Below are 23,197 nucleotides of genomic sequence, written 5' to 3' on the forward strand. Positions count from 1 at the left end.
ATGCTGCAAACTCACCAAACCAGTCGGCTACTTTCCACAAATACCGGGTTATCCCAACTCAGTCCCACATGCTCTGAATACAGCCCCTCATTCATCAACACCCGGAACTGGTCACCCCATACCTCTTTCCGGACTGATTGCACCGCCCCGACTTTTTCCAGCGCATCCAATACCTTCGGGGGAATTTGCACCGTGTATAACTGCAACTCACGCGCTATTCCACCGACTTTATCGGCATAATTAAGCGCATGGATTGCCTTCCTGGCCGCCTCGTCGAACGGAATAATGACCGTTTCCAGCGGGCTATCAATTAGGCGGAATTCCGAGGCAATTTTTTCGAAAGGCTGATTCTGCAATCTGCCATTGTTGATCTCATCCAGCATGTTCTTACCCAAGCGTGAATCCCGGCCGCTTTCCCGCCGCCAATAAACCAGCCCGAAATACTCACGGATGGCAGCCAGCGACAAAGGGTCTTGGCGGAACCTCTCATGCCGCAGTACCTCTCGCGTTGCACTGACGAAATCCCGCATTTCCTGCGGCGGCGCAACCTCCGATTGGAATATCCAGACCTCGCTATCCTCTTTGCGGCGCTTACCCTCACGATTACAGCGCCCGGCCGCCTGGGCAATGGAATCCAACCCGGCCTCGGCCCGAAGGACGAATGGAAAGTCCACATCCACCCCCGCTTCAATCAGACTGGTGCTGACCAAACGACAGGGCTTCCCTGCCTTCAACATCGTGCGGATTTCGCCCAGTTTCTGGCTGCGATGCTTGGCGCACATCAAGGTTGTCAGATGATAGGCTCCGGGCTCACCCGCCATCCCGTCGAACAGCTCACGGGCTTGCAACCGATTATTGACGATGCATAAGACCTGCGGACGGTTGCACAAGACGTCAATAACCTCCGCATTGGACATCCCTCCCTTTTCCTTCACCGTGACACGGCCCAGCACTTCGTATAACTGCTCGGGGTCAGGGGCAATCTCGCGCACATTCGCAAAACCGTTTTCAAAATCCCCCTCGGATAAAGCCGGTTGAGTCGCCGTGCACAGCACCAGACTGCTGCGATAGTTGCGGGCCAATTCATCGATAGCCGCCATGCAGGGTCTCAGGAATTTCAGCGGAAGCGTCTGCGCTTCATCCAGAATTACAACGCTGTTGGCAATACGATGCAGCTTGCGGCACTTGGAAGGACGATTGGCGAACAGGCTTTCAAAAAACTGGACCGCCGTGGTCACGATCAACGGCGCATCCCAGTTTTCCATCGCCTGCCGTAATTTGGCTCGGGACTCAGGCTTGCCGCCGTCATCATGGAATGCGCTGTGATGCTCAAGAACGGCTTCGTCACCCAGCACCTGCCGGAAAACGGCTGCATTCTGTTCAACAATGCTGGTATAGGGAATGACATAGATAACGCGCTCCATGCCGTGCCTCAGCGCGTGTTGCAAGGCAAAGGATAGAGACGTGAGCGTCTTGCCGCCGCCTGTCGGCACTGTCAGAGAAAACAGTCCGGGAGCCTCTGCCGCTTTCTCTCCGGCCTGCGACAGGATATGTCTTCGCTGCTCGTTAATCGCACCTTGCAACGGCATGGTTTGTAAATGCGCCTGCAAACGTTGATGCAACAGCGCCAATGTCGGGTGATTGCCTCTGCCGGATGCCTTTCCTTCGAGCTGCAGATAAAAGGCTTCCGTATCCAGATAATCCGCATCAACCAGACACGAAAACAGCATCCGGATCAGAAACGCCGACTGAAAACCAAGTTGTTTCTTTTCAACCCGAATGGGTGGATTGGGCAATACCTCGGGCAGTGTAACTTCTTGCTGCCATTGAGGATCAGGCTCTAAACCCGTTCGCGCCAGGCGGGCCTTAAGGTCGGATATGGATTGGTTGTCACAAAAAAAGCCATTGGCCAGCCCGGCATGATGGCCCGCTATGGCATAGGCAATGAGATACGCAGATGGTCCCCACAGCTTAACCGCGACTTGAGCGCCCGCCGTGGCATGGTCAACTTTGCCACCTTCGCCGTTAATCCGCTGCTGGAATCCTTGGGTGTATTTGCCAAGGTCGTGTAACAGGCCGGCTACTTTTCCGTAAGGCTCACAGCCAAACTCTTTAGCAAATTGCGAAGCCAACTCACCGACGGCGGACAGGTGATCCGACAGCAACTGCCAGTCAGACTTGTCTGGATTGGTTGTTGAATGCGCAAAATAATTTTTCTTTTCCACCACGCCTCCCTGCCCTGTTCAGGAATTGTGCTATCTCCGATCTAAGCACATCCCTCTCATTCGCTCCATAACCACTCTGATCCTAAGCGACACAGACCGTCGCTCAAACACCACTCATCCCCAAAAAACATGTACACGCCGTAAACATGAGGCCATAACGTGTTGATTTTTCCGCATTTCATAAACATGACAAGTGCCTCATGTCGATTTTTGCCCTCTTTATCGACATGACATCACCCGGCTACGCCCTCTTCCTCCCCCACTTCCACGGCTGAATCGCCCCCACACTGACACCGATCAATCCCAGCACCACGCTCAGGGTCAGCGGCTCACCCAGCAGCGGCACCGCCAGCGTCGCCCCCAGCACCGGGGCCAGCGCCAGGAAAGCGCCGGTAGTGAATGGCCCCAGGCGGCGCTGCGCCTCGATAAAGCTCAGCATCGCCACGATCACCACCAGGATGCCCTGGAACAGGGACTGGGTAATGATGGTGGGCCAACTGGCCGCGGCCAGCCCGGACGGCAGGAACAGCGCATACACCGGCATGAACAGCAACGCCGACAGCAGCGCCACGCCCATCGTCGCCTCCAGCGGCGGCACCGCCCAGCGCTTCAGCAACGCGCCATAAAAGCCCCAGCAGCACGACGCGGCAATGAAGCACAGCTCGCCCCAACCCAGCTTGGCGTCATGATGCATTTCCCCCCAGGCCATAGAACCGATGCCCGCCGCGATGAACACCAGCGTGATCCAGCGGTCGCGGGTCATTTTCTCACCCAGCACGAAATACGTGGCCACCGCCGTCCAGAACGGCAGGATGCCCGACAGCAGCACCGCCCCGTGCGAGGCCGGGGCCCGCGAGAACCCGGCATAGGCCAGTCCGGCATAACCGATGCCGCCCAGCAAGGCCAGCAACAGGAATTTACCGGTGAAGTAATGGCGCACGCCACGCACGACCACCACCGGCAGCAGCACCAGCGCCGCCGTGCCGAACCGCAGCGCGGTAATGTCCCACGGCGTCAGCTCGCTTTTGCCGCCCAGACGGGATATCAGGATGAAACTGGTCCAGACACAGAGGGTGAACAACAGGATGCCATAGCTCATTACGCGTGATTGCGAAGCGAACACGGAGGGTACTCGGGGAGGGAGGGAGCATGGGAGTATAGCGGAAAAGCGGGGAGGTAATCCCCTCTCCCCGTGGGGGAGAGGGTTAGGGAGAGGGGTGCGGAAAGCGGCTTGCACACCACATAGGCAACTCAAGTGCTACCGTCGCACCCCTCTCCCCGGCCCTCTCCCCATGGGGAGAGGGGGTGCTTTAGCGCGTCCGTTGCCGGTAGGCTTCGTACAACGCCACGCCGGTGGCGACGCTGACATTCAGGCTCTGCACGCTGCCGACCATCGGGATGAAGGCCAGTTCGTCGCAGTTCTCGCGGGTCAGACGGCGCATGCCCGCGCCTTCCGCGCCCATCACAATCGCCATCGGGCCGGTCAGCTTGATTTCATACAGCGACTTGGCCTCGGGCGTCAGCGTGGTGCCGACGCGCCACACGCCCGCGTCAGCCAGCTGGCCCAGCGTGCGGGCCAGGTTGGTCACCTGGAAGAACGGCAGCACTTCCGCCGCGCCGGAGGCGGTCTTGCGCGCCACCGGCGTCAGGCCGGCGGCGCGATCCTTCGGCGCCACCACGCCGTGCACGCCCACCGCCTCGGCGGTGCGCAGGCAGGCGCCCAGGTTGTGCGGGTCGGTGATGTTGTCCAGCACCAGCAGCAGCGGCGGCACCTGCAGGCCTTCCACCAGCGTCATCAGCTCGCTGTCACCCTGCACCGGCAGCGGCCGCGTGCGCGCCGCCACCCCTTGGTGCTGCGGGCTGCCGGACATCTGGTCCAGCTTGTCGCGGCTGGTCGACTGCAGCGAGATGCCGTGGCGCTTGGCCAGGTTCTCAATCACATGCAGACGGTTGTCATCCCGCGTCAGCAGGATGAAGACTTCCAGCACCGACTCGGGGTGCTGGTGCAGCAGGGCTTCCACGGTATGGATGCCATAAACCAGTTCGGGCTTGGCCATGTCTTACCCCTTCTTCTCGGTTTTGGCCTTCGGTTTGCCCCGGTTGCGGTTGCGGGGCTTCTTCGGCTTCGGCTTGGACTCGCCTTCCGCGACAACCGCTGCGGCCGGCTGGGCTGCCGCCTTGGCCTTTTGGCGCTGCGGACGCGGCTTGGCGGCGGGCTTGGCTTCGGGGCGGGACTCGCCCTCGGCCGCCGCCGGGCCTTTCTTCGTCCGGCGCGCCGCGTGCAGGCGGCCTTCCAGCTCGAAGTCCATCTTGCGCTCGTCCAGATTCACGCCGGCGACACGAATCTGCACCTTGTCGCCCATGGCGTAGACCACGCCGGTGCGCGAGCCGGTCAGGGTGTGCATCACCGGGTCGAAATTGTAGAAGTCGCCTTCCAGGTTGCGGATGTGCACCAGCCCTTCCACAAAGATGTCATCCAGCGCCACGAAGAAGCCGAAGCTGGTGACGGCGGTAATGACGCCCTTGAAGGTGTCGCCGATGTGGTCCTGCATGTACTCGCACTTCAGCCAGGCGGTGACGTCGCGGGTGGCTTCGTCGGCGCGGCGTTCGGCCATCGAGCAGTGTTCACCCAGCGCCACCATCGTCGCCATGTCCACATGCGGATTGGCTTCCGGGTGATGCAGGTAATGACGGATGACGCGGTGCAGCAGCAGGTCGGGGTAACGGCGGATCGGCGAGGTGAAGTGCGCATACGCCGGATAGGCCAGACCGAAGTGGCCCAGGTTTTCCGGGCTGTAGACGGCCTGCATCATCGAGCGCAGCAGCATGGTTTCGACAATCGCGGCATCCGGGCGCTCGGCGACACTCTTCAGCACTTGCTGGAAGTCGGCGGGCAGCAATTTCGGCTTGGCGGGAAATTCCACGCCCAGGATGCCCAGATAGCCTTTCAGCTTCAGCAGCTTCTCGTCCTTCGGGCCTTCGTGATTGCGGTACAGCGCGGGCAAATGCCGCTCCTGCACGAATTCCGCCGCGCAGACGTTGGCCGCCAGCATGCATTCTTCAATCAGCATGTGCGCCTGGTTGCGGGTGCGCGGCACAATCTTTTCGATCTTCTTGTCGGCATCGAAAATGATGTAGGTTTCCTGGCCGTCGAAATCCAGCGCGCCGCGCTGTTCGCGGCAGGCGCGCAGCACCAGATACAGGCTTTGCAGCGTTTGCAACGGCTTCACCAGCTCCGGATGCTCCGCCGCCACTTTCTGGCCCGCCTCGCTCTCCGGATGCTCCAGCAGGTCGCTGACCTGGGTATAGGTGAAGCGTGCCTTGGAGTGCATCACCGCTTCATAGAAACGGCTGCCGGTGACGCGGCCCTGCCGGGAAATGGTCATGTCGCAGACCATGCACAGGCGGTCCACCTTCGGCTTCAGCGAGCACAGGCCGTTGGAGAGGATTTCCGGCAGCATCGGAATCACCGAGCCGGGGAAATACACCGAGGTGCTGCGGTTGCGCGCTTCGTCATCCAGCGCCGTGTCCGGGCGCACGTAATGCGAGACATCGGCAATCGCCACCACCAGCCGGAAGCCGCCGCCGGGACGCTTCTCGGCATAGACGGCATCGTCAAAGTCGCGGGCGTCCTCGCCGTCAATCGTCACCAGCGCCAGGTCGCGCAGGTCGACGCGGTCTTCCTTGTCGTGCTCGTCCACTTCCTCAGTCATGCACGAGGTAATGGCTTCCACCACACGCGGCCACACATGCGGAATGTCGAAATTGCGCACGGCGATGTCGATTTCCAGACCGGGAGCCAGATGGTCACCCAGGACGGCAATGACCTTGGCGGTGGCGATGCTGCGATGGCTGGGCGGATCGACAATTTCCACTTCCACGAACTGGCCGATGCCGACGCCCTTCAACTCGCCAAGCAGCCCGATTTCCTGGGTAATGCGGGGGTTGTCCGGACGCAGGTACGGGAGGCCGCCTTCTTCAAAATAACGGCCGACCAGACGCTTGGTCTTGCGCTCCAGCACCTTGACGATGCGTCCTTCCGGACGGCCCTTGTGGTCATAGCCCACCACCCGCACCTGGGCGGTGTCACCATCAAACACCAGACGCATCTGGCGCGAGGTCAGCAGAATGTCGGGCTGGTCCTTGGCGGTGACCAGGAAGCCGAAGCCGTCAGGGTGTCCCTGCACGCGGCCTTCGACGCATTGATCTTCATTGAGCGGCTGGTACAGGCCGCGGCGGTCCATTTCCAGCTGCGCATCGCGCACCATCGCGCCCAGGCGCTTTTGCAGGGCGAATTGCCGGTCTTCATCCCGCAAGTCAAAGGCCTCCGCCAATTGCTGGGCGGTCAGGGCGCGGTCATGCTGGGTCAGGGTGGACAGGATCAGTTCGCGGCTGGGGATGGGGTTTTCGTAGTTTTCGGCCTCTCTGGCCGCAGCTGGGTCATTCCAGGCTGTTGGTTTACTCATTAACGCGTGTTCTCAACTTGAATAGGGCACCGACGCCCCTTGGCGCGGTTGCCACGCCAGTCTAGCATGCGTCCGCCATGCGGACGGATATTTTTTACCCAGACGCATCCGCCGGGTCGCATTTTTATAACCAGAAAGAATAATCACATGAAAAACGAGTATTTAATGCGATTAACCAAGGCTGCTAAGGTGCTGTTGATTTTTCAACAGCCCTGCCCGCCCTCATGAAAATACGTCGCCTTGACCTTGATGACACCCTCAGCGTCGCCCACGAAAACAGCGGCCTGCCGCCGCTGGAAGCCGACGTTACCCATACGCAAAGCTTCCTGAAACCATTGCTGCATACCTTCGGACTGTTGCTGGTGCTGCTGGCGCTGGCGGCGGGCGTCGCCTTCGCCACCCACGATCAGGGCGTCATTCTGGAAGGACTCCGCAGCAACCTCTTCTGGCTGGCGCTGGCCGTGGGCCTGGGCGCACAGATTATCGATGGCGCGCTGGGCATGGCCTACGGCATCACCGCCACCACGTTTCTGCTGGGCATTGGCGTGCCTCCGGCCGCCGCTTCGGCCTCGGTGCATCTGGCGGAAGTGTTCACCACCGGCTTTTCCGGGCTGTCGCACTGGCGCATGGGCAACATCAATAAACCCTTGTTCCTGCGTCTGGTCATTCCCGGCATGATCGGCGGCGTCGTCGGGGCCTATGTCGTCACCCAGTTCGATGGTAAAACCCTGAAGCCCTGGATTTCCGCATATCTGCTCTGCATGGGCTTTTATATCCTGTCCAAGGCGTTCCGCGCCATCAAGGTTCGCCACGAACCGCCCAAACACATCGCGCCGCTGGCGCTGACCGGCGGCTTTGTCGACTCGGTGGGCGGCGGCGGCTGGGGCCCGGTGGTCACCACCTCGCTGGTCGGCACCGGTCAGGATCCGCGCACCACCATCGGTTCGGTGAACGCGGCGGAATTCTTCCTGTCGATCGCCGGGGCGTCGGCCTTTGCCGTGCTCGGCGGTTTCGGTCACTGGCCGGTCATCGCCGGACTGGTGGTCGGGGGCCTGTTCGCCGCCCCCTTTGCGGCTTGGCTGTGCCGTCACTTGCCTACAAAATCCCTGCTTTTGGTGGTCGGCATCCTCATTTCCGGCTTGAGTGCCGTTAATTTGTTCAAATCGTTCATGTGAGTCGTTGACAGGGTCCGGAATCCCGCTAGAATAGCGACCCATCAAGCCCAGGTGGCGAAATTGGTAGACGCGCTAGTTTCAGGTACTAGTGGAGCGATCCGTGGAGGTTCAAGTCCTCTCCTGGGCACCAATCGCCGGTTTCAAGACGCTTTAAAAGCGTGTTGGAACCACTCCAAAACCCCGCATATGCGGGGTTTTGTGTTTTCAGGGCCATCAGAAACTTCCGCCCGCCGACAATACCGATAGAAACAGCCGCATTCCGGGCATATCCTGCCCGGAATGCGGCGGCTTGCTCAATCATCCCCGCCGCTGTCTTCCTGCCAACGATCAATGATGGCTTCGTACAGCGTCGGCAACACCACCAGCGTCAGTAATGTCGCGGTCACCAGCCCCCCGATCACCACCACCGCCAGCGGCCGCTGGGTTTCCGAGCCGATGGCGTGGGAAAGCGCCATCGGCAGCAAGCCCAGCATCGCCAGCAAGGCCGTCATCAGGACGGTGCGCAAGCGCTCCAGCGCGCCGGACAGCACCGCCTCCCGCAACGCCATCCCCTGCTCGACATGCAGTTGATTGAACTGCGACACCATCACCACACCGTTCAGGACCGCCTGTCCGAACAACGCAATGAAACCGATGGCGGCAGAGACTGACAGCGGAATCCCCAGCACAAACAACGCCACGATGCCGCCGATCAAGGCAAACGGAATGTTGGAAATGATCAGCACCGCGTTCTTGAACGAATTGAAGGCATTGAACAGCAGCAGGAAAATCACGACCACCGAGAGCGGCACCACAATGGCCAGGCGCGCCATGGCCCGTTGCTGGTTCTCGAATTCGCCGGACCAGCTGATTTCATCGCCAGGAGCGGTCTTCAGGTTGGCCGCCACCTTCGCCTGCATGTCCTTGACCGCACTGCCCATATCCCGGCCGTGAATGAACACCCCGATGGCCACAACACGGCTGCCGTTTTCCCGGGCGATGTTCATGGCGCCGCTGGCCTGCCGGAAGTGCACCAGCTGCCCCAGCGGTACCTGCCGTCCGTCCGGAGTCGCCACCAGCAGATTGGCGACATTATCCAGGGAGCGCTCGGGTTCGGTGAGGCGCACGGCCACACTGAAGTGCTTTTCCCCTTCCCAGAGTTCCGAGGTTGCCTTGCCGGCCAGCGCCATTTCCACCATGTCTTCCACGTCGCTGACATTCACGCCGTAACGGGCGGCGGCATCGCGGTCAAAGTCCATGACATATTGCGGCAGGTCGCCGTCCCGATCGACAAAGGCGCGCTGAACGCCGGGCACGGCGCTGATGATGCCGAGGATATGGTGCGCGGAACGCTTGAGCTCATCCAGATCCTCGCCGCGCAGCTTGATCACGACCTGACCGTCAATCTGCGAGATGGACTCCAGCACATTATCGCGGATCGGTTGCGAGAAGGAGGTGTCGGTGCCGGGAAAGCGGGACACCGCCTTGTCCATTTCCGCCAGCAGGTCTTCCTTGGTCTTGCCTTTGCGCCACTGGCTTTCCGGCTTGAGGTTAACCAGGAATTCGCCGCTGTTGAATATCTTGGGATCGGTGCCGTCATCCGGGCGGCCGAACTTGGAGATCACCATGCCGACTTCCGGCACGCTGTGCAACGCCTCACGAATCGCCCGCGCTTCCTTCATCGCCTCCTGCGGCGATACCGAGGACGGAATGAAGACGTTGACCCAGATCGCCCCTTCATTCAGTTCCGGCAGGAATTCCGTGCCCAGCCGGGTGGCCAGCACCATGCTGGCCGCCAACGCCGCCAAGGCGGTTCCCAGCACCGCCTTCTTGTGATCCAGCGCCCAGCGCAGCACCGGTTCGTAGGCTGCTTTGCACCAGCGCACCAGCCGGTTTTCCTCGTGACTGATGTTCTTGCGCAAGAACAGATGCGACAGCACCGGCACCAGCGTCAACGACATCAGCAGCGAGCCGATCAGCGCCGACGTGACCGAGTAGGCCATGGGGGAAAATATCCGCCCCTCATGACGTTGCAGGGTAAAAATCGGGATGTGCGCGGCAATGATGATGACCATGGAAAAGACCGTCGGCCGGCCGACTTCGGCGGCGGCGTGAAGAATGGTGCGCAGCCGGGTCTGGCTGTCCGCCATTTCCGCCTCGTCCAGTTCGCCCAGACGACGGAAGATGTTTTCGATGACGATCACCGCCCCGTCGACAATGATCCCGAAGTCCATCGCCCCCAACGACAGCAGGTTGGCGGGAATGCCCATGAAGGTGAGGCCAAGGAACGTCGCCAGCAACGCCAGCGGGATAACGGTGACCACAATCAGCGCCGCCCGCAGGTTGCCCAGGAACAGCAGCAGGACCGCCAGCACCAGCGACGCGCCTTCCAGCAGGTTATGGAATACCGTGTGCAGGGTCTTTTCAATCAGCCAGGAGCGGTCGTAGAACGGCTCGATGCGCACCCCGGCGGGCAAGACATGGGCATTGATATAGGCCACCTTGTCCTTCAGCGCCGTCAGCACCAGGGAAGGGTTTTCCCCCTTGCGCATCACCACGATGCCCTGGATGACATCATCCATGTTGTCCTGGCCGACGATGCCCTGGCGCGGCGCTTCCCCGATCGTGACGCGGGCGATGTCGCGCACCAGGATCGGCACTCCGGCGTTGACCGCCACCACCACCCGCTCGATATCGGCCGAGGTCTTGAAGGCTCCCAGCGTGCGGATCAGGTATTGTTGCTGCCCCTGCGTCACCGCCCCGCCGCCGGTATTGCCGTTGGCGCGCTGCAGCGCCGTGAACAGCTGGTTCAGCGTGACATTGGCATCGCGCATGCGGGCCAGGTCCGGATTGACCTCGTATTGCTTGATCGCGCCGCCCATGGTGACCAGATCGGCCACGCCAGGCACCTGACGGATGTATTTCTCGACATCCCAGTCCTCGATCGTCCGCAGTTCCTGCGGGCTGAGAAAATCGCCGCGCAGCCGGAAACGATAGATTTCACCGATCGAGGTGGACGGCGGTTGCACATCGGCCTGCACGCCGGCGGGCAGATCGGCATCGCGCAGACGTTCGTTCACCTGCTGGCGGACCACGGCTTCCGGCAGGGCGTCATCAAAGGTCAGCACGGTATAGGACAGGCCCGGTTGCGTGTGCGAGAACAGGCGCACCATATGCGGCGTGCCCGACAGCGCCCGCTCGATCGGCAGGGTGACCTGCTTCTCGACTTCTTCGGCGGCGTGGCCGGGATACAGGCCGATAATGTTCACCTGCATGTCGGAAACGTCCGGGAAGGCCTCCACCGGCAGGCGGACAAAAGCCGACAGGCCGCCCGCCACAAATAGCGCCAGCCCCAGCCAGACGAACAGCTTCTGGTGCAGCGCAAAGGAAATCAGGCGTCGGATCATGAATGGGGGCTCCGGTCAGTGCTTGGCGTCGGCGGCTTGCTGATTGGCCGCGTTCTGGACGATTTGCTGCAGGTAGAGCGAGCCGTCGGTGACGACCCGTTCGCCCGCCTGGATGCCCGACAGCACCGGCAAGGTGCCGCCCGTATCCTGACCAACCGTGACTTCACGGCGTTCAAAACGGTTACGCCCCTTGTCGATGAACAGGAAATAACGGCTGTCATTGAGGAAGACTGCGCGGGTGGGAACATACAGTCCGGACACCGCCGGACCGGTCAGCTCGGCGGTGACAAACATCTCGGCGCGCAATTGCCGCTGCGGATTCGGCACCGACGCCCGCACTTTGACGGTCCGGGTCACCGGGTCGATAAAATCGGCCACATGCGTGACCTTCGCCGGAAAAGCGCCGCCCGGCACCGACTGGGCGCGGACGGTCAGATCGGAGCCCGGGGTGAAACGGGCGATATCCGCCTCATTCACATCCAGTTGCAGCCACAGCTGATCCGGCGAGGAAATCACGAACAGCGGCTGACCGGCGGCGTCGCTGCGCACTTCCATGCCGGGATTGATGTTGCGTTCCACGATGCGACCGGCCAGCGGGCTGGCCAACCGGTATTTCTGGTCCACCGCTCCCGCCGGGACGCCGTATTGGGCCAGACGCATCCGCGCGCGCTGATTCTCGGCATCCGCCCGCGCGGCGTCCGCCTCGGCCTGCTCGACATCGCGACGGGCGACAATCCCATCGGCCAGCAGTTCACGCTGGCGCGAGAGGGTCTGGGCTGCCAGGCGACTATCCGCCTCCGCTTTGCGGGCGTCCGCCTGGATGGTGCCGAAATCACCTGCACTGACGACGGCCAGCGCCTGACCGGCCGTCACCTGCTGGCCGACATCTCCGATCACGCTCAATACCCGGCCATTCACCGAGGGGAACACCCGCACGGTACGGTCCTCATCCCAAGCCAGACGCCCCGGGAAAGACTGGACCTGACGGCGGCTTGGCTGGATTTGCAGGCTGGCGATACCGACGACATCGCCCTTGGCGTTGGGGAAAACCACGGTATCGCCCTGGGCGACGGGATCAAAATTGGCCGCCGATTCGTCGCCGGTGGACGTGGAGCACGCCGCCAGCCAGGATATCGCGGTCAGCAGCAGCAGCCCGAACACGGCGCGGGCCGGAAACGTCAGGGGCTTGAAAAAGAACGACTTCATTGCCGGGACTCCGTGACAGAAGCAGGAACAGGAAGGGAAGAAGGAACCTCGCTGGCATCGGGCGTGGTTCCGGCGGCCAGCCGCCAGTCCACCAGCGCACGGGCATAGTCCAGACGCGCCGCCACGCCTTCCAGCGACACCTGGCGCAGCTGGCGGCGGCTGTCCAGCAAATCCAGCACCGAACCGGCGCCTTTGGCGTAGGCGGTTTCAGCCCGGTCGGCAATCTGCCGGCTGGCGGGAATAATCCGGGATTGCAGGATGTCCAGACGACGGCGGGCCGCCTCGACAGCCGCCTGCCGGGCGGCCAGATCGTTCAGGGCGGTCTGGCGCGCACTGTCGAGCGCATCCTGCGCCAGCCGGTAATCGGCTTCGCTACGCTGGATTTCACCCTGATGCTGGTGACGGATGGCCAACGGCAGGGACACCGACAGGCTCAGGCTGTTGCCCGTACCCTGCTGGTTGGCCGCCGAGATCGGCCAATGATCGACCTGCAGGCCGACGGAGATATCCTCCCGCGTCAGCGCCCGGGCCAGATCGCGCGCCGATCGGGCGGACTCGAGGCGGGCGCGCAGGGCCGCCACATCGGGCCGGTTTTCAATCGCGACGGTCTCTGTCGGCGTTACCGGCGCCACGGTCTCCGGCCAGGCCGGACTGAGTGTCAGGCTGTCCGATGCCGTGTTGACGCCCAGCAACCGCAGCACTGCCAGCCCGGATTCGCGCACCTCGGCTTCGGCCTGATGGAGATCAGTCTCGGCGCGCAGGGTTTCCAGGGAAATGCGGGTCAGGTCGTTGGCGGGCAAATCCCCGGCCTGCACGCGCTTCGACGCAAGCGCTTCCGACTGGCGGCTCAGCGCCAGCATTTCCGCCAGCAGATCACGCCGCTCGCCGGCCGCCACGGCCGTGTGCCAGTCCTTGATGAATTCCGCCTGCTGCTGGCGCACCACCATCTCCAGATCAGACCGCGAAGCCTGCCGGGAGGCCGTCGCCGTCGCCTGGCGCAGGGCGGCCTTGCCGCCGCGCTCGATCGGCTGGTCCAGGCGCACCGCCGTGTCCACCGTCTTGTCGAACAGGTTGCCCGGACCAATGCCCGCCTGCGGATTGATATTGCTGACGCCCAGGGTCAGCGTCGGATTCGGGCGCTGTGACGACACCCGGACCTCGGCATCGGCCGCCATCAGCATCCCTTGCGCGGCGACCACATCCCGGTTACAACGCGCCACAACAGGCAATAATTGTGTCATTTGCCAGGGCGGGGGCGGCAGGACGCCGCAATCCCCCGCATCACCGGCACGGGCCAGCGTGGCGAAAACCAGGCAAATCCCGGGCGCGACTTTTGTAAAATGACCGAACATAATGCGTGTACTTCAGGACGATTCAACGGAAGAAAAACAGCGGCGACGGCTACGCGGGAAACGGCCGAAGGGATAGGCTCCGGCCCTGCAGTCACCGGCGGACGCAAGGCTAGGCGGCCAGTGCTTACAAAGTCCTTTCAGGAGAATTTCAGATGCGGATACTGATCGCGGAAGACGATCCGGCGCTGGCGGCCACGCTGGTCGAAGCCATGCGGCAGAATCATCATGCCGTCGACACCGCCCGCGACGGACGACAGGCCGATCACGCGCTCAACCTGCCGGACCCCTACGACCTGGCGATCCTGGACCTGGGGCTGCCGTACATGGACGGGCTGGAGGTGCTGCAACGGCTGCGTCAGCGGGGCAATCGCACGCCGGTGCTGATCCTGACCGCGCGGGATGACATAGATCACCGGGTGCGCGGACTGGATCTGGGCGCGGACGACTACCTGACCAAACCGTTCGCCCTGCCCGAGCTGGAAGCGCGCGTGCGCGCCTTGCTGCGACGGGCCGGCGACAACCCCGCACTCCTCAGCGCCGGGCCGCTGACGCTGGACACCACTCATCGTCAGGCCACGCTGGGCGGCGAGCCCCTGCCGCTGTCCGTCCGTGAAATGGAAATCCTGGAGGCGCTGATGCAGCGTTTGGGGCAAGTCGTCATCAAAAGCCGTTTGGCGAACCGCCTGAGCGACTGGGACTCGGAAATCGGTCCCAACGCCATCGAAGTCTATATTCACCGTCTGCGCAAGAAGCTGGATGCGGGCGGGGTCCGCATCCGCACCATCCATGGCCTCGGCTATCTGCTGGAGGTTCCGGTTGAAACTGCCTGAACGGGTGTCTGTCCGCCAGCGGCTGCTCCTCTGGGTCATGCTGCCGGTCACCGCGCTGGCGTTCCTCTGGGGCGCCTCAACGTATTACGCCGTCATTTATGTCGCCAACATGGTCTACGACCGGTCGCTCGACGACATGGTGCGCTCCCTCGCCTCCCAATTGGACACCGGCGCGGGACAGGTCAGCATCAACCTGCCGCGAACCGCACAGAAAATCATCGAGTACGACGAAATTGACCGGGTCTATTTCAGCGTTACCGACGCCCAGGGCCGCCGGCTGGCCGGAAACCGCGCCTTGCCGCCCGTGCCCGCCAAAGCCGGAGAAATGCGTTTCCAGGACGACCGGCTGGACGGCCAGCCGGTGCGCATGGCCGGAATGTCGTTCCCGCAACCCTTGGCGGGCAAGAATGTCATGGTGCACATTGCCGTCGCCGAAACCACCCTTAAGCGGCAAATGCTGGCGAACGCCGTTTATGCCTTCATGATGGCGCCGCTGGCGCTGCTGGTCCTCAGCGTCGCCGTGTTGCTGTGGCTGGGGATCGGACACAGCCTGATCCCGCTGCGCAAGATCAGCGAAGCGCTGGCCAGCCGCTCCCATCTGGACCTCAGCCCGCTGGAAGCGGAGAACATTCCGGTGGAAGTGCGCGACGAAATCCGCGCCATCAACAGCCTGATGGCGCGACTGAAGCAGGCGCTGGACATCCGCCAGCGCTTCATTGCCGACGCGGCGCACCAACTGCGGACGCCGGTCACCGTCATCAAGGCGCAGGCGGAGCTGGCCCAACGCGCCCGCAGCGAGCAGGACTGGCAAGCCAGCGTCACCGGTCTGGTCGGGGGAGCCAGCCGGCTTGAACGGCTGGTCAACCAGTTGCTGAACCTGAGCCGCACCGAGCCGGGACCGGACCGGCAAATGGAGGTGCAGCCGGTTGACCTGGGGGCATTGATGGAGGAGGTGCTCGCCACCCTGGCGCCCGCCACTCTCCGGAAATCGCAGCAGCTTCGGGTGGAAATTCCGAGCGGCCCCGTACCGGTTCAGGGAAACTCCTTTTTCCTGGGGGAAATGCTGGCCAACCTGATCGACAACGCCATTCGCTATACCCCCGAGGGCGGACGCATCGTCACCAGCCTCTTCATCGAGCAAGACCGGGCGGTGATCCGGATCCAGGATAATGGTCCCGGCCTGACCGACGCGGAAAAGGCGCGCGCCTTCGAACGTTTCTACCGCTCGCCGCTGGCCGGTTCGGAAGGCAGCGGTCTGGGACTGGCCATTGTCCGCGAGATTGTTCTCCAGCATGCCGGCGATATCCTTCTGGAAACGCCGCCCCGGGGAACCGGGCTGATCGTTACCGTCCGCCTGCCTCTCCCGGCCTCGATCCAGCACCGCTGATACCGCCTGTCAGGAGGCCGGAAATCACATTTACACTTACGTCAGTGTAAATTAAATTCCTGGCAATCCTCACTTGTGCGGCACGTCATGAATCCACCCGAACCGGGACGGCCGCGCGGCCGCCCCGCCGCTGATCCCGCCCGGCAACAGGCAACACGGCGCCTCATCCTCGACAGTGCCGGCAAGGTCTATGCCCGTACCGGATTTCATGGCCTGACGCTGGATATGGTGGCCGCGACCGCGGGCCTGTCCCGCCCCACCCTCTACAAATACTTCGACGACGCCCCCGCCATTACCGATGCTTTGCTGCAATCCCTGAACGACCGCCTGATCGACGCCATGCTGTCGGCCTCCCCGGCGGAGGAAGATCCCTTCCTGCGCATGGGCATGGCGCTGCACGCGTGGCGGCAATGGGGCGAAAGCGCGGATATTGCCCCGCTGTTGCCGACGCTCTTTGCCGAACTGCACAACCCGCACTCTCCGGCTTCGCGGCACCGGCAGCGGACGTTGGCCATCGTCGGCGAGCTGTTGCATGCCCTGCTGCGCGATGCCGGACGCCCCGCGCCTTCAGCGCTGGCGATCGACACCTTGTTGCAGGGGGTGGAATACCTGGGGTACCAGTTCCTGCTGCAGCCGGAACACCACCCCGAACGCTGGCGGGAAACCCTGCGTCTCATGCTGCGACTGATGCTGGGCCTGCTGGGCGACCATGACGACTGGCAAACCGCCGAACACTGGGCCGCCCGTTTTGGCCTTACCCTGAACTGATCCCGAGAACACCATGTCCGAACCTGCCCTGACCCACGCCTCGCTCGCCACCCTGAAACATCGTTTCGCCACGGCCGACCTGCCTTCCCTCGCCCAGCGCGCCGGTTTCTGGCGCGCCCGCTTTATCGGCCCGTGGTGGCTGCGGCTGGGCGGCCGCCCCGGCGTCGCCCTGTCGGGCCTGCGCGGCTGGCAGGGCAAGCGCTTCCTGACCCCGGGCCGCGCCACCAACGTACTTACCAGCGGTGAAGCGCTGTCCATGCAATGCCGGGAATGCCCGTCCAGCATTGACGGCGGCCAGGTCGCCGCGCTCAGCTACGGCGCGGACGGCCCCGTGCCCTGGCGCTGGGTCACCGATGAACTGCGGGCGCTGGACGAGCGCACCCTGCTCGGCATGACCGTCATCAACCTGCCGCTGCTTCGCCATTTCGCCTTCCCCTTCCTGCTGGAGCGTGACGCATGAGCGGCAAGACCGTCATCATCATCGGTTCCGGATTCGGCGGCAGCGTCAGCGCCCTGCGGCTGGCGGAAAAAGGCTGGCACGTCACGGTGCTGGAACAGGGGCAAAGGCTGGATGACGCCGCGATGGCCAAGGCCGGAACCGATCCGAGGGCGCTGGCCTGGGCTCCCGCCCTCGGGTTGAAGGGCTTTTTCGCGCAGGATGTCTTCCGTCATGCGGGCATCGTGCGCGGTATCGGCGTCGGCGGCGGCAGCCTGGTCTACGCCGCCGTGCTGCTGGAGCCGCGTGACGCCTTTTACCGCGACCCGGCTTGGGCGGCGCTCAGCCCCGACTGGCGCGCCGAGCTCGCCCCGCACTACGCCACCGCTCGCCACATGCTGGGCGTCGCCGTCAATCCCTATCACGGCGTGCAGGACGACTGGCTGCGCGGTGTGGCCGAACGAATGGGCGCGGCGGACAGCTTCGGCCCGGTGCCGCAGGGCATTTTCTTCGGCGACCCGGCCAAGGCGGTCGCGGACCCGTTCTTTGATGGCGAAGGCCCGGACCGCACCGGCTGCAACCAGTGCGGGCGCTGCATCACCGGCTGCGCCTACGGCGCGAAGAATTCGCTGGACCGCAACTACCTGTATCTGGCGGAAAAACGCGGCGTGCAGATCCAGCCCGAACGGCAGGTCACGCATATCGAGCCGCTGGCCGGGGGCGGCTATCTGGTGCACCAGCGTCATCCCTGGGACCGCACGCTGCGGTTGCCGCCCCTGCGGGCGGACAAGGTCATCGTTGCCGCCGGTGCGCTGGGCACGCAGGAATTGCTGTTCGCCAGCCGCGACCGTTACCGCACCCTGCCCGACCTCCCGACGTCGCTGGGCGAACACGTTCGCACCAACAGCGAAGCCATCGTCGGCATCCTCGCCGACGACCCGGCGACCGATGTCACGCACGGTGCCACCATTTCCAGCCATTTCTATGCGGACGCGCAGACGCACATCACCCAGAACCGCTTTCCGCAAAGCTACAGCTTCATGAAGTGGTACATGGGGCCGCTGGTGGACGGGGAATACCCGCTGCGACGGGCGCTGCGCACGCTGTGGCGTTTCCTGGCGCAGCCGCTGGCCAGCACCCGCTCCTTCCGAGCCGGAAATTGGTACAAGCGCATCTCGGTATTGACGGTGATGCAGCAGGCCGACAACGAACTGGCCTTCGGCTACGGCCGGACGATCCTGCGTGGTTTCCGCCATGGCCTGAAGTCGCGGATCAGCAAGGGCGGGCGCTCGCCGTCCTACCTGCCGCAAGCCAATGCCGCCGCGCGCGCCTTTGCCGAGGCCAGCCAGGGCACACCCTTGAATACGTTGATGGAAAGCGTGGGGAACCTGTCGGTGACGGCGCACATCCTCGGCGGGGCGGTGATGGCGGCACACCCGGAAGACGGCGTCATCGACCGCAATCACGAGGTCTTCGGCTATCCGGGGTTGTACGTGGTGGACGGCGCCGCGATTCCGGCCAATGTCGGGGTCAACCCCAGCCTGACGATCACGGCGCTGGCGGAGCGCTTTGCGGCGCGGTTTCCTAGCGCTTCGTGAAGGCGGGCCGGTAGGTCTTCTGCATCAGCCAGCGCACCGGCTTGCTCAGCGTCACCGACGCCACCTGCATGCCCCACAGCCACGGCGGCGAAATATCGTCCGGCCGCTCGACAATGGCGCGCTCGATGACATGCGCGGCCTCTTCCACCGACATGCCCGGCATGTGGTGCAGGGCCTTGGTCGGCGCGCTCATGCGCGTATAGACAACCGCCGGATAAATCGAGGTGACGTCGATGCCGTCCGGCTTGATCTCGGTGGAGACGCTGCGCAGCCACACGTCAAACGCCGCCTTCGACGCCTGATAGGCCGCCCAGTTCGCGCCCGGCGGAATCTTCACGCCCCAGGTGGAAATATTGATGATCTGGCCCTGCTTGCGGGCGCGCATCGACGGAATAAAGCCCAACACCAGCTGTACCGGTCCCAGGTAATTGATCGCCATCGTCCGTTCGAAATCGTGGAAACGGTCATAAGACTCGTGGATGGAACGGCGGATCGAACGCCCGGCGTTGTTCAGCAGGATATCCAGATGACCGTGTTCCTTCAGCACCCGCTCGGCCAGAGCGGCGGCGTCATGGGGCTTGCTCAGGTCGACGGCATAGACCACCGCCTCGCCACCGGCGGCGCGGATCGCCTGCGCCACCACCTCCAGCTTGTCCTGGGTGCGCGCCACCAGCAGCACTTTCGCGCCCATCGACGCCAGTCTCTTCGCCGTCGCCTCGCCAATGCCGAACGAAGCCCCCGTAACCATGACCGTCTTGCCCTGCACCGCTTCGCGCAGGCGGCGGTCATCGTTCAGGCCGTGGGGATTGGTGAACCAGGCCAGCGGCCGGGTCCAGGCAGGCGGGGTGTATTGGTCTGGGGCGGCTGACATGCGGAGGCTCCTTCAGGCGACGTGGGCGCATAGCAACGGTTTAGCAGTCCCGACCCGGATCGTCATTGACTGCCCTGCCCGACCAATCGCTTGGCCGGGCCAACCAGACTACCGGGAAGCCAACTGCCCGCGCAAGACCTTGCCGGTCGCATTGCGCGGTAACTCCGCCACCAACACGATGTCGCGCGGCACCTTGTAGCGGGCAATGCGCTCCCGCAAGAAGCCCTTCAGCGTTTCCGGCCCGAAATCCGCATCCGCGCCCGCTACCACGAACGCCTTCAGGCGCTGGCCGAACTCCTCGTCCTTGACGCCGACCACGGCCACCTCCACCACGCCGGGGTACGCCGACAACCATTCCTCCACTTCCAGCGGAAACACGTTTTCACCGCCAGACACGATCATGTCGTCCTCGCGCCCTTCCACGAACAGACGTCCTTCGGCATCGACATGGCCGATATCGCCGGTATTCATGTAGCCGTTCAGCATCGGCTTGCTGCCCCCGCCCACATAGCCTTCAAACAGCATGCCGCTGCGCACGCAGATGTGGCCGGGCAACCCGGCGGGCAAGGCGCAGCCGTCACTGTCGAGAATGCGCAGGTCGGTGCCCAGCGGCATCCGTCCGACGGTGCCGGGCGCGGCGCGCAGGTCCTGCGGCGTCGCCAGCGTGCCGACTCCGGCTTCGGTCGAGCCGTACAGGTTGAACAGGTTCTCGCCGTGGGTGTCCATCCAGCGCGTCGCCAGCGACGCCCCCAACGGTGCCCCGGCAGAAATGACGGTGCTGAGATGACGGAAGGACCAGCTGAAACGGCCGACCGCCGGAATATCCAGCAGGCGTTGCAGCATCACCGGCACCGCCACGAAGGTTTTCACCTGGTGCATCACCAGCAACTGCGCCACCTTGTCGGCCTCGAAGCGGCGACACAGCACCATCGTCGAGCCCAGCGACAGCGCCACGGCCAGGAAGGCCAGGCCGAAACCGTGGAACAGCGGCGGTCCGATCAGCACCGGCTCGCCGGAACGCAACGGCAGGGTATTGAACAGCGTCGCGATCGGTCCGACGGCCGCCAGCGGAGGAGTCTTGCGCGGCGCGCCCTTGGGCACGCCGGTGGTGCCTGAGGTGAGGATGATGATTTGTCCCTGCCGGCGGGGACCGGGCGCGGGTTCGTGACGCGCCGCCAGGCTGCAGAGGCTGCCGGGCGCGCCCTGCGAGTCCGCCAGCACCCGGCGACCTTCATAACCGGCCTTGACGAAGACGCTGTTGAACTCGCCGTCATGGATCACCAGCGACAATGCATGGCGGTCCAGCACCTGCCGCAGCTGTGGCGCGGGGAACTCGGTGTTCAGCAGCACCACATCCGCTCCCAGCCGCGACACCGCCAGCAGGCCTTCGACAAAACCGCGATGATTGCGACACATCAGCGCCACGGTATCGCCCGCGCCGATGCCGTCCGCCGCCAGCGCCGCCGCGATCGCCTGTACACGGGCGTCGAGATCGGCATAGCTCAGGGCGCCCATGTCATCTTCAATGACGATGCGGTCAGGGAAGCGGACGGCGGCGGCGGTCAACAAGGTGGCGAAATTCGCTCCTTCATGCAGCGAACGCCACGCCAGCCGCGCCAGACGGTCCGGACGAACCGGCGCCAGGATGCCCGCGCGGGTCAGGCCGACCCCGGCGATCAGCATGTACTCCCCCGCCTGCGCGCCCTGCAACAGCCGCTCTTTCATTAAACGCTTCATGTCTACCCTTGATTCGTATTGGTGGGGTCTTCGGGGGGCGTCAGGCTCTTCAGTCCGGCAAGCAGCGTGCGGATCGTCAGCCTGGCCACCGCTTCATACGTCTGACCATGCATCTGCCCGCGATCGCCGCTGTAATGCTCGGCCAAACCGGTCAGGCATATCCAGCACAAGGCCATCACCTCACCGGGCCGCGCCTGATACGCCCGAATCAGTTGCTCGTCCGCCGACAGCCGCAAGGCGGCGCTGAATACCGGCGCAAACAGATTGCGTGACGCGGACAACAGCCTTAACTCCAGCGCCGTGGGCTCGCGGCCGGCCACGCGCTGTCGCGACCACACATTCAGCTCACGTCCGTACAACCGGTACATCGGCAAGTAAAGCTCAGCGATGGCGATAAACAGCGACTCCAGATCCGGCGCGGCGGCGCATACCGGACGCAACTCCTCCAGCAAGGCCTCCATCCGCTCGGCGTACAGGGTGGCGTACAGCTCTTCCTTGCTGGCGAAATAGGTGTAAACCGTGCCGGGACTCAGCTGCGCCATCCGCGCGATATCGCGGATATTCAGCGCCTGCAGCCCCTGCTCGGCCAGGCATGTGCGCGCCGCGGCCAGAATGTCTTCCCGGCGGGCCTCGCGATCTCCCCATTTGCTTTTCAACGCCGTCATGGCCACACCCATTTTGAACAGCGTTCAAAATAGCATTCCAACGATTTCAGTCAATAGTCAGCCGCCCGGACAGACCTCCGATCATGCCCCGCAGACCGCCGTTTGTCGGGTAGCCGACAATCCGACCCCGTTCCGTCTAGCCTTTATTGACAGGAACGCGAATTATTATTACATCGTATAGTGTTACATTTTATAAGGACACATCGCGAAATGACCGCCTCCATGCACCATACCGTGGAAGAGCTCGCCCGCTTCCGCCAAGCGCAGCGTCTCGCCTACGACTGCGCCGAAACCATTGCCGGGGAAATGCGTCCCGGCATGACCGAGCGTCAGGTCGCCGCCCGAATGAAGACTTACCTGCTTGACCACGGCGCGGACGATTGTTTCCACCAGCCCTTTGCCTGGTTCGGCGACCGCACGGCCTTTCGCGGCCTGATCGCCCTCAAGCAGCTGAAAGGCTTCAACCCGGCGTTCTATCCCGGCTTCCGCCGCCTCGAAGAAAACATGCCGTTCATTCTGGATTGCGCGCCTACCCTGCGCGGCTGCACCGCCGATATCGGTTACTGCGGCGTCCTCGGTGAAAGCCCCGAACTCGACCGGCTGATGGACGACCTGCTGCAATACCGCCGGCTGATCCTGACGATGGCCAAACAGCGCAAGCCGCTGGCCGAGATCAGCCGCGCCGTCGACGCCCTTTGCGCGAAGCACGGCTACGACCCGCGCCACAAGGCATACCCCTTTGAAACGCTGGCGCACCGCATCGAAAAGCTGCCCGACGACAGCCGCCCCAGCCACCTCGCCATCGCCCGCTTCGGCGTGCGCAATGTCAGCGAACTGGTGCGGGACTTCGTTCAGGGCAGTCGCGAAGGCTGGAGCCCGATCTGGAACAGCAGCGAGGCCTCCAATCATCCGCCAACGCCCGGCCTGTGGGCCGTCGAGCCGCATCTCGGCCTCAAAGGCGTGGGTGCGAAATGGGAAGAATTACTGGTCGTGACGGAAGACGACGCCTGGTGGCTGGACGACGATGTGCCGCACGTCCGCCGCTGGAAAGCCCGCGGCGTCTGGCCCGCCTGACCTCACGCATTGACTCCGGAG

At 63.5% G+C, this 23,197-nt stretch carries 17 protein-coding genes and 1 tRNA gene; 8 read left to right on the top strand and 10 right to left on the bottom strand.

The genetic code is table 11. The annotated features are described in order from the left end of the window. Window positions 1–11: 11 nt before the first annotated feature. The 4 genes from cas3 to rnr form a co-directional block, all read right to left on the bottom strand. Entirely contained in the window at window positions 12–2,225 is a 2,214-nt protein-coding gene (cas3, locus tag EV700_RS14060; protein WP_242610276.1) for a CRISPR-associated helicase Cas3', read from the bottom strand. 241 nt (window positions 2,226–2,466) lie between these two features. Further along, window positions 2,467–3,324: a DMT family transporter gene (locus tag EV700_RS14065; RefSeq protein ID WP_130414901.1), complete on the bottom strand. Its 858-nt coding sequence runs from the start codon at window positions 3,322–3,324 to the stop codon at window positions 2,467–2,469. Between the two features lie 211 nt (window positions 3,325–3,535). Further along, complete coding sequence (gene rlmB / locus EV700_RS14070; RefSeq protein ID WP_130414903.1) at window positions 3,536–4,282, bottom strand: 23S rRNA (guanosine(2251)-2'-O)-methyltransferase RlmB; 747 nt, start codon at window positions 4,280–4,282, stop codon at window positions 3,536–3,538. Between the two features lie 3 nt (window positions 4,283–4,285). Then, window positions 4,286–6,691 (bottom strand): ribonuclease R, encoded by a 2,406-nt coding sequence (rnr, locus tag EV700_RS14075; RefSeq protein ID WP_130414905.1) that lies wholly within the window; start codon window positions 6,689–6,691, stop codon window positions 4,286–4,288. A 224-nt stretch (window positions 6,692–6,915) separates the two neighbouring features. Here rnr and EV700_RS14080 point away from each other — a divergent pair, with 224 nt between their 5' ends. Both EV700_RS14080 and EV700_RS14085 read left to right on the top strand, forming a co-directional pair. Further along, a complete protein-coding gene (locus tag EV700_RS14080) occupies window positions 6,916–7,866 on the top strand; it encodes a sulfite exporter TauE/SafE family protein (protein WP_130414907.1) in 951 nt (316 codons plus the stop codon). A gap of 45 nt (window positions 7,867–7,911) precedes the next feature. After that, a tRNA-Leu gene (locus tag EV700_RS14085) sits at window positions 7,912–7,996 on the top strand. Between the two features lie 163 nt (window positions 7,997–8,159). On the opposite strand, the gene EV700_RS14090 is transcribed toward EV700_RS14085, so the two are convergent. Genes EV700_RS14090 through EV700_RS14100 form a run of 3 tightly spaced genes read right to left on the bottom strand, consistent with a single transcriptional unit; the run spans window position 8,160 to window position 13,699 of the window. Beyond that, window positions 8,160–11,252, bottom strand: a complete 3,093-nt coding sequence (locus tag EV700_RS14090; protein ID WP_130414909.1) for an efflux RND transporter permease subunit — start codon at window positions 11,250–11,252, stop codon at window positions 8,160–8,162. A 15-nt stretch (window positions 11,253–11,267) separates the two neighbouring features. Then, window positions 11,268–12,458: an efflux RND transporter periplasmic adaptor subunit gene (locus tag EV700_RS14095; protein ID WP_130414911.1), complete on the bottom strand. Its 1,191-nt coding sequence runs from the start codon at window positions 12,456–12,458 to the stop codon at window positions 11,268–11,270. After that, complete coding sequence (locus tag EV700_RS14100; protein WP_165391489.1) at window positions 12,455–13,699, bottom strand: TolC family protein; 1,245 nt, start codon at window positions 13,697–13,699, stop codon at window positions 12,455–12,457. Before EV700_RS14100 ends, EV700_RS14095 begins: the two co-directional genes overlap by 4 nt. Before the next feature lie 263 nt (window positions 13,700–13,962). On the opposite strand from EV700_RS14100, the gene EV700_RS14105 reads away from it, so the two are divergent. From EV700_RS14105 to EV700_RS14125, 5 genes are all read left to right on the top strand, one after another. Next, entirely contained in the window at window positions 13,963–14,640 is a 678-nt protein-coding gene (locus EV700_RS14105; protein WP_130414915.1) for a response regulator, read from the top strand. Then, entirely contained in the window at window positions 14,627–16,027 is a 1,401-nt protein-coding gene (locus tag EV700_RS14110) for a sensor histidine kinase (RefSeq protein ID WP_165391490.1), read from the top strand. The genes EV700_RS14105 and EV700_RS14110 overlap by 14 nt, the downstream gene beginning before the upstream one ends. A gap of 87 nt (window positions 16,028–16,114) precedes the next feature. Continuing rightward, entirely contained in the window at window positions 16,115–16,795 is a 681-nt protein-coding gene (locus EV700_RS14115) for a TetR/AcrR family transcriptional regulator (protein ID WP_130414919.1), read from the top strand. A 13-nt stretch (window positions 16,796–16,808) separates the two neighbouring features. Then, entirely contained in the window at window positions 16,809–17,255 is a 447-nt protein-coding gene (locus EV700_RS14120; RefSeq protein WP_130414921.1) for a hypothetical protein, read from the top strand. Then, complete coding sequence (locus EV700_RS14125; RefSeq protein WP_130414923.1) at window positions 17,252–18,829, top strand: FAD-dependent oxidoreductase; 1,578 nt, start codon at window positions 17,252–17,254, stop codon at window positions 18,827–18,829. The genes EV700_RS14120 and EV700_RS14125 overlap by 4 nt, the downstream gene beginning before the upstream one ends. Here the strand turns inward: EV700_RS14125 and EV700_RS14130 are convergent. The 3 genes from EV700_RS14130 to EV700_RS14140 all read right to left on the bottom strand — a co-directional run bounded on the left by EV700_RS14130 (window position 18,816) and on the right by EV700_RS14140 (window position 22,102). After that, window positions 18,816–19,700: an SDR family NAD(P)-dependent oxidoreductase gene (locus EV700_RS14130; RefSeq protein WP_130414925.1), complete on the bottom strand. Its 885-nt coding sequence runs from the start codon at window positions 19,698–19,700 to the stop codon at window positions 18,816–18,818. The two genes, EV700_RS14125 and EV700_RS14130, sit on opposite strands and share 14 nt — an antisense overlap. Before the next feature lie 108 nt (window positions 19,701–19,808). Then, window positions 19,809–21,425 carry an AMP-binding protein gene (locus EV700_RS14135; RefSeq protein WP_130414967.1) on the bottom strand — a complete coding sequence of 539 codons (1,617 nt, stop codon included), beginning with the start codon at window positions 21,423–21,425 and terminating at the stop codon, window positions 19,809–19,811. A 14-nt stretch (window positions 21,426–21,439) separates the two neighbouring features. Beyond that, window positions 21,440–22,102 carry a TetR/AcrR family transcriptional regulator gene (locus EV700_RS14140; RefSeq protein WP_165391491.1) on the bottom strand — a complete coding sequence of 221 codons (663 nt, stop codon included), beginning with the start codon at window positions 22,100–22,102 and terminating at the stop codon, window positions 21,440–21,442. Window positions 22,103–22,312: 210 nt separating this feature from the next. Here EV700_RS14140 and EV700_RS14145 point away from each other — a divergent pair, with 210 nt between their 5' ends. After that, window positions 22,313–23,176, top strand: coding sequence for a M24 family metallopeptidase (locus EV700_RS14145; RefSeq protein WP_130414929.1), 864 nt, complete (start codon window positions 22,313–22,315; stop codon window positions 23,174–23,176). The last annotated feature ends 21 nt before the right edge of the window (window positions 23,177–23,197 follow it).

This window comes from Fluviicoccus keumensis (assembly GCF_004217445.1).
Lineage (GTDB): Bacteria > Pseudomonadota > Gammaproteobacteria > Pseudomonadales > Moraxellaceae > Fluviicoccus > Fluviicoccus keumensis.

Coding starts and splice junctions, on each gene's coding strand:
- EV700_RS14065 (WP_130414901.1), bottom strand. CDS start 3,324: ATGAGCTATGGCATCCTGTTGTTCACCCTCTGTGTCTGGACCAGTTTC.
- rlmB (WP_130414903.1), bottom strand. CDS start 4,282: ATGGCCAAGCCCGAACTGGTTTATGGCATCCATACCGTGGAAGCCCTG.
- rnr (WP_130414905.1), bottom strand. CDS start 6,691: ATGAGTAAACCAACAGCCTGGAATGACCCAGCTGCGGCCAGAGAGGCC.
- EV700_RS14080 (WP_130414907.1), top strand. CDS start 6,916: ATGAAAATACGTCGCCTTGACCTTGATGACACCCTCAGCGTCGCCCAC.
- EV700_RS14090 (WP_130414909.1), bottom strand. CDS start 11,252: ATGATCCGACGCCTGATTTCCTTTGCGCTGCACCAGAAGCTGTTCGTC.
- EV700_RS14095 (WP_130414911.1), bottom strand. CDS start 12,458: ATGAAGTCGTTCTTTTTCAAGCCCCTGACGTTTCCGGCCCGCGCCGTG.
- EV700_RS14100 (WP_165391489.1), bottom strand. CDS start 13,699: ATGACACAATTATTGCCTGTTGTGGCGCGTTGTAACCGGGATGTGGTC.
- EV700_RS14105 (WP_130414915.1), top strand. CDS start 13,963: ATGCGGATACTGATCGCGGAAGACGATCCGGCGCTGGCGGCCACGCTG.
- EV700_RS14115 (WP_130414919.1), top strand. CDS start 16,115: ATGAATCCACCCGAACCGGGACGGCCGCGCGGCCGCCCCGCCGCTGAT.
- EV700_RS14120 (WP_130414921.1), top strand. CDS start 16,809: ATGTCCGAACCTGCCCTGACCCACGCCTCGCTCGCCACCCTGAAACAT.
- EV700_RS14125 (WP_130414923.1), top strand. CDS start 17,252: ATGAGCGGCAAGACCGTCATCATCATCGGTTCCGGATTCGGCGGCAGC.
- EV700_RS14130 (WP_130414925.1), bottom strand. CDS start 19,700: ATGTCAGCCGCCCCAGACCAATACACCCCGCCTGCCTGGACCCGGCCG.
- EV700_RS14135 (WP_130414967.1), bottom strand. CDS start 21,425: ATGAAAGAGCGGCTGTTGCAGGGCGCGCAGGCGGGGGAGTACATGCTG.
- EV700_RS14140 (WP_165391491.1), bottom strand. CDS start 22,102: ATGACGGCGTTGAAAAGCAAATGGGGAGATCGCGAGGCCCGCCGGGAA.
- EV700_RS14145 (WP_130414929.1), top strand. CDS start 22,313: ATGACCGCCTCCATGCACCATACCGTGGAAGAGCTCGCCCGCTTCCGC.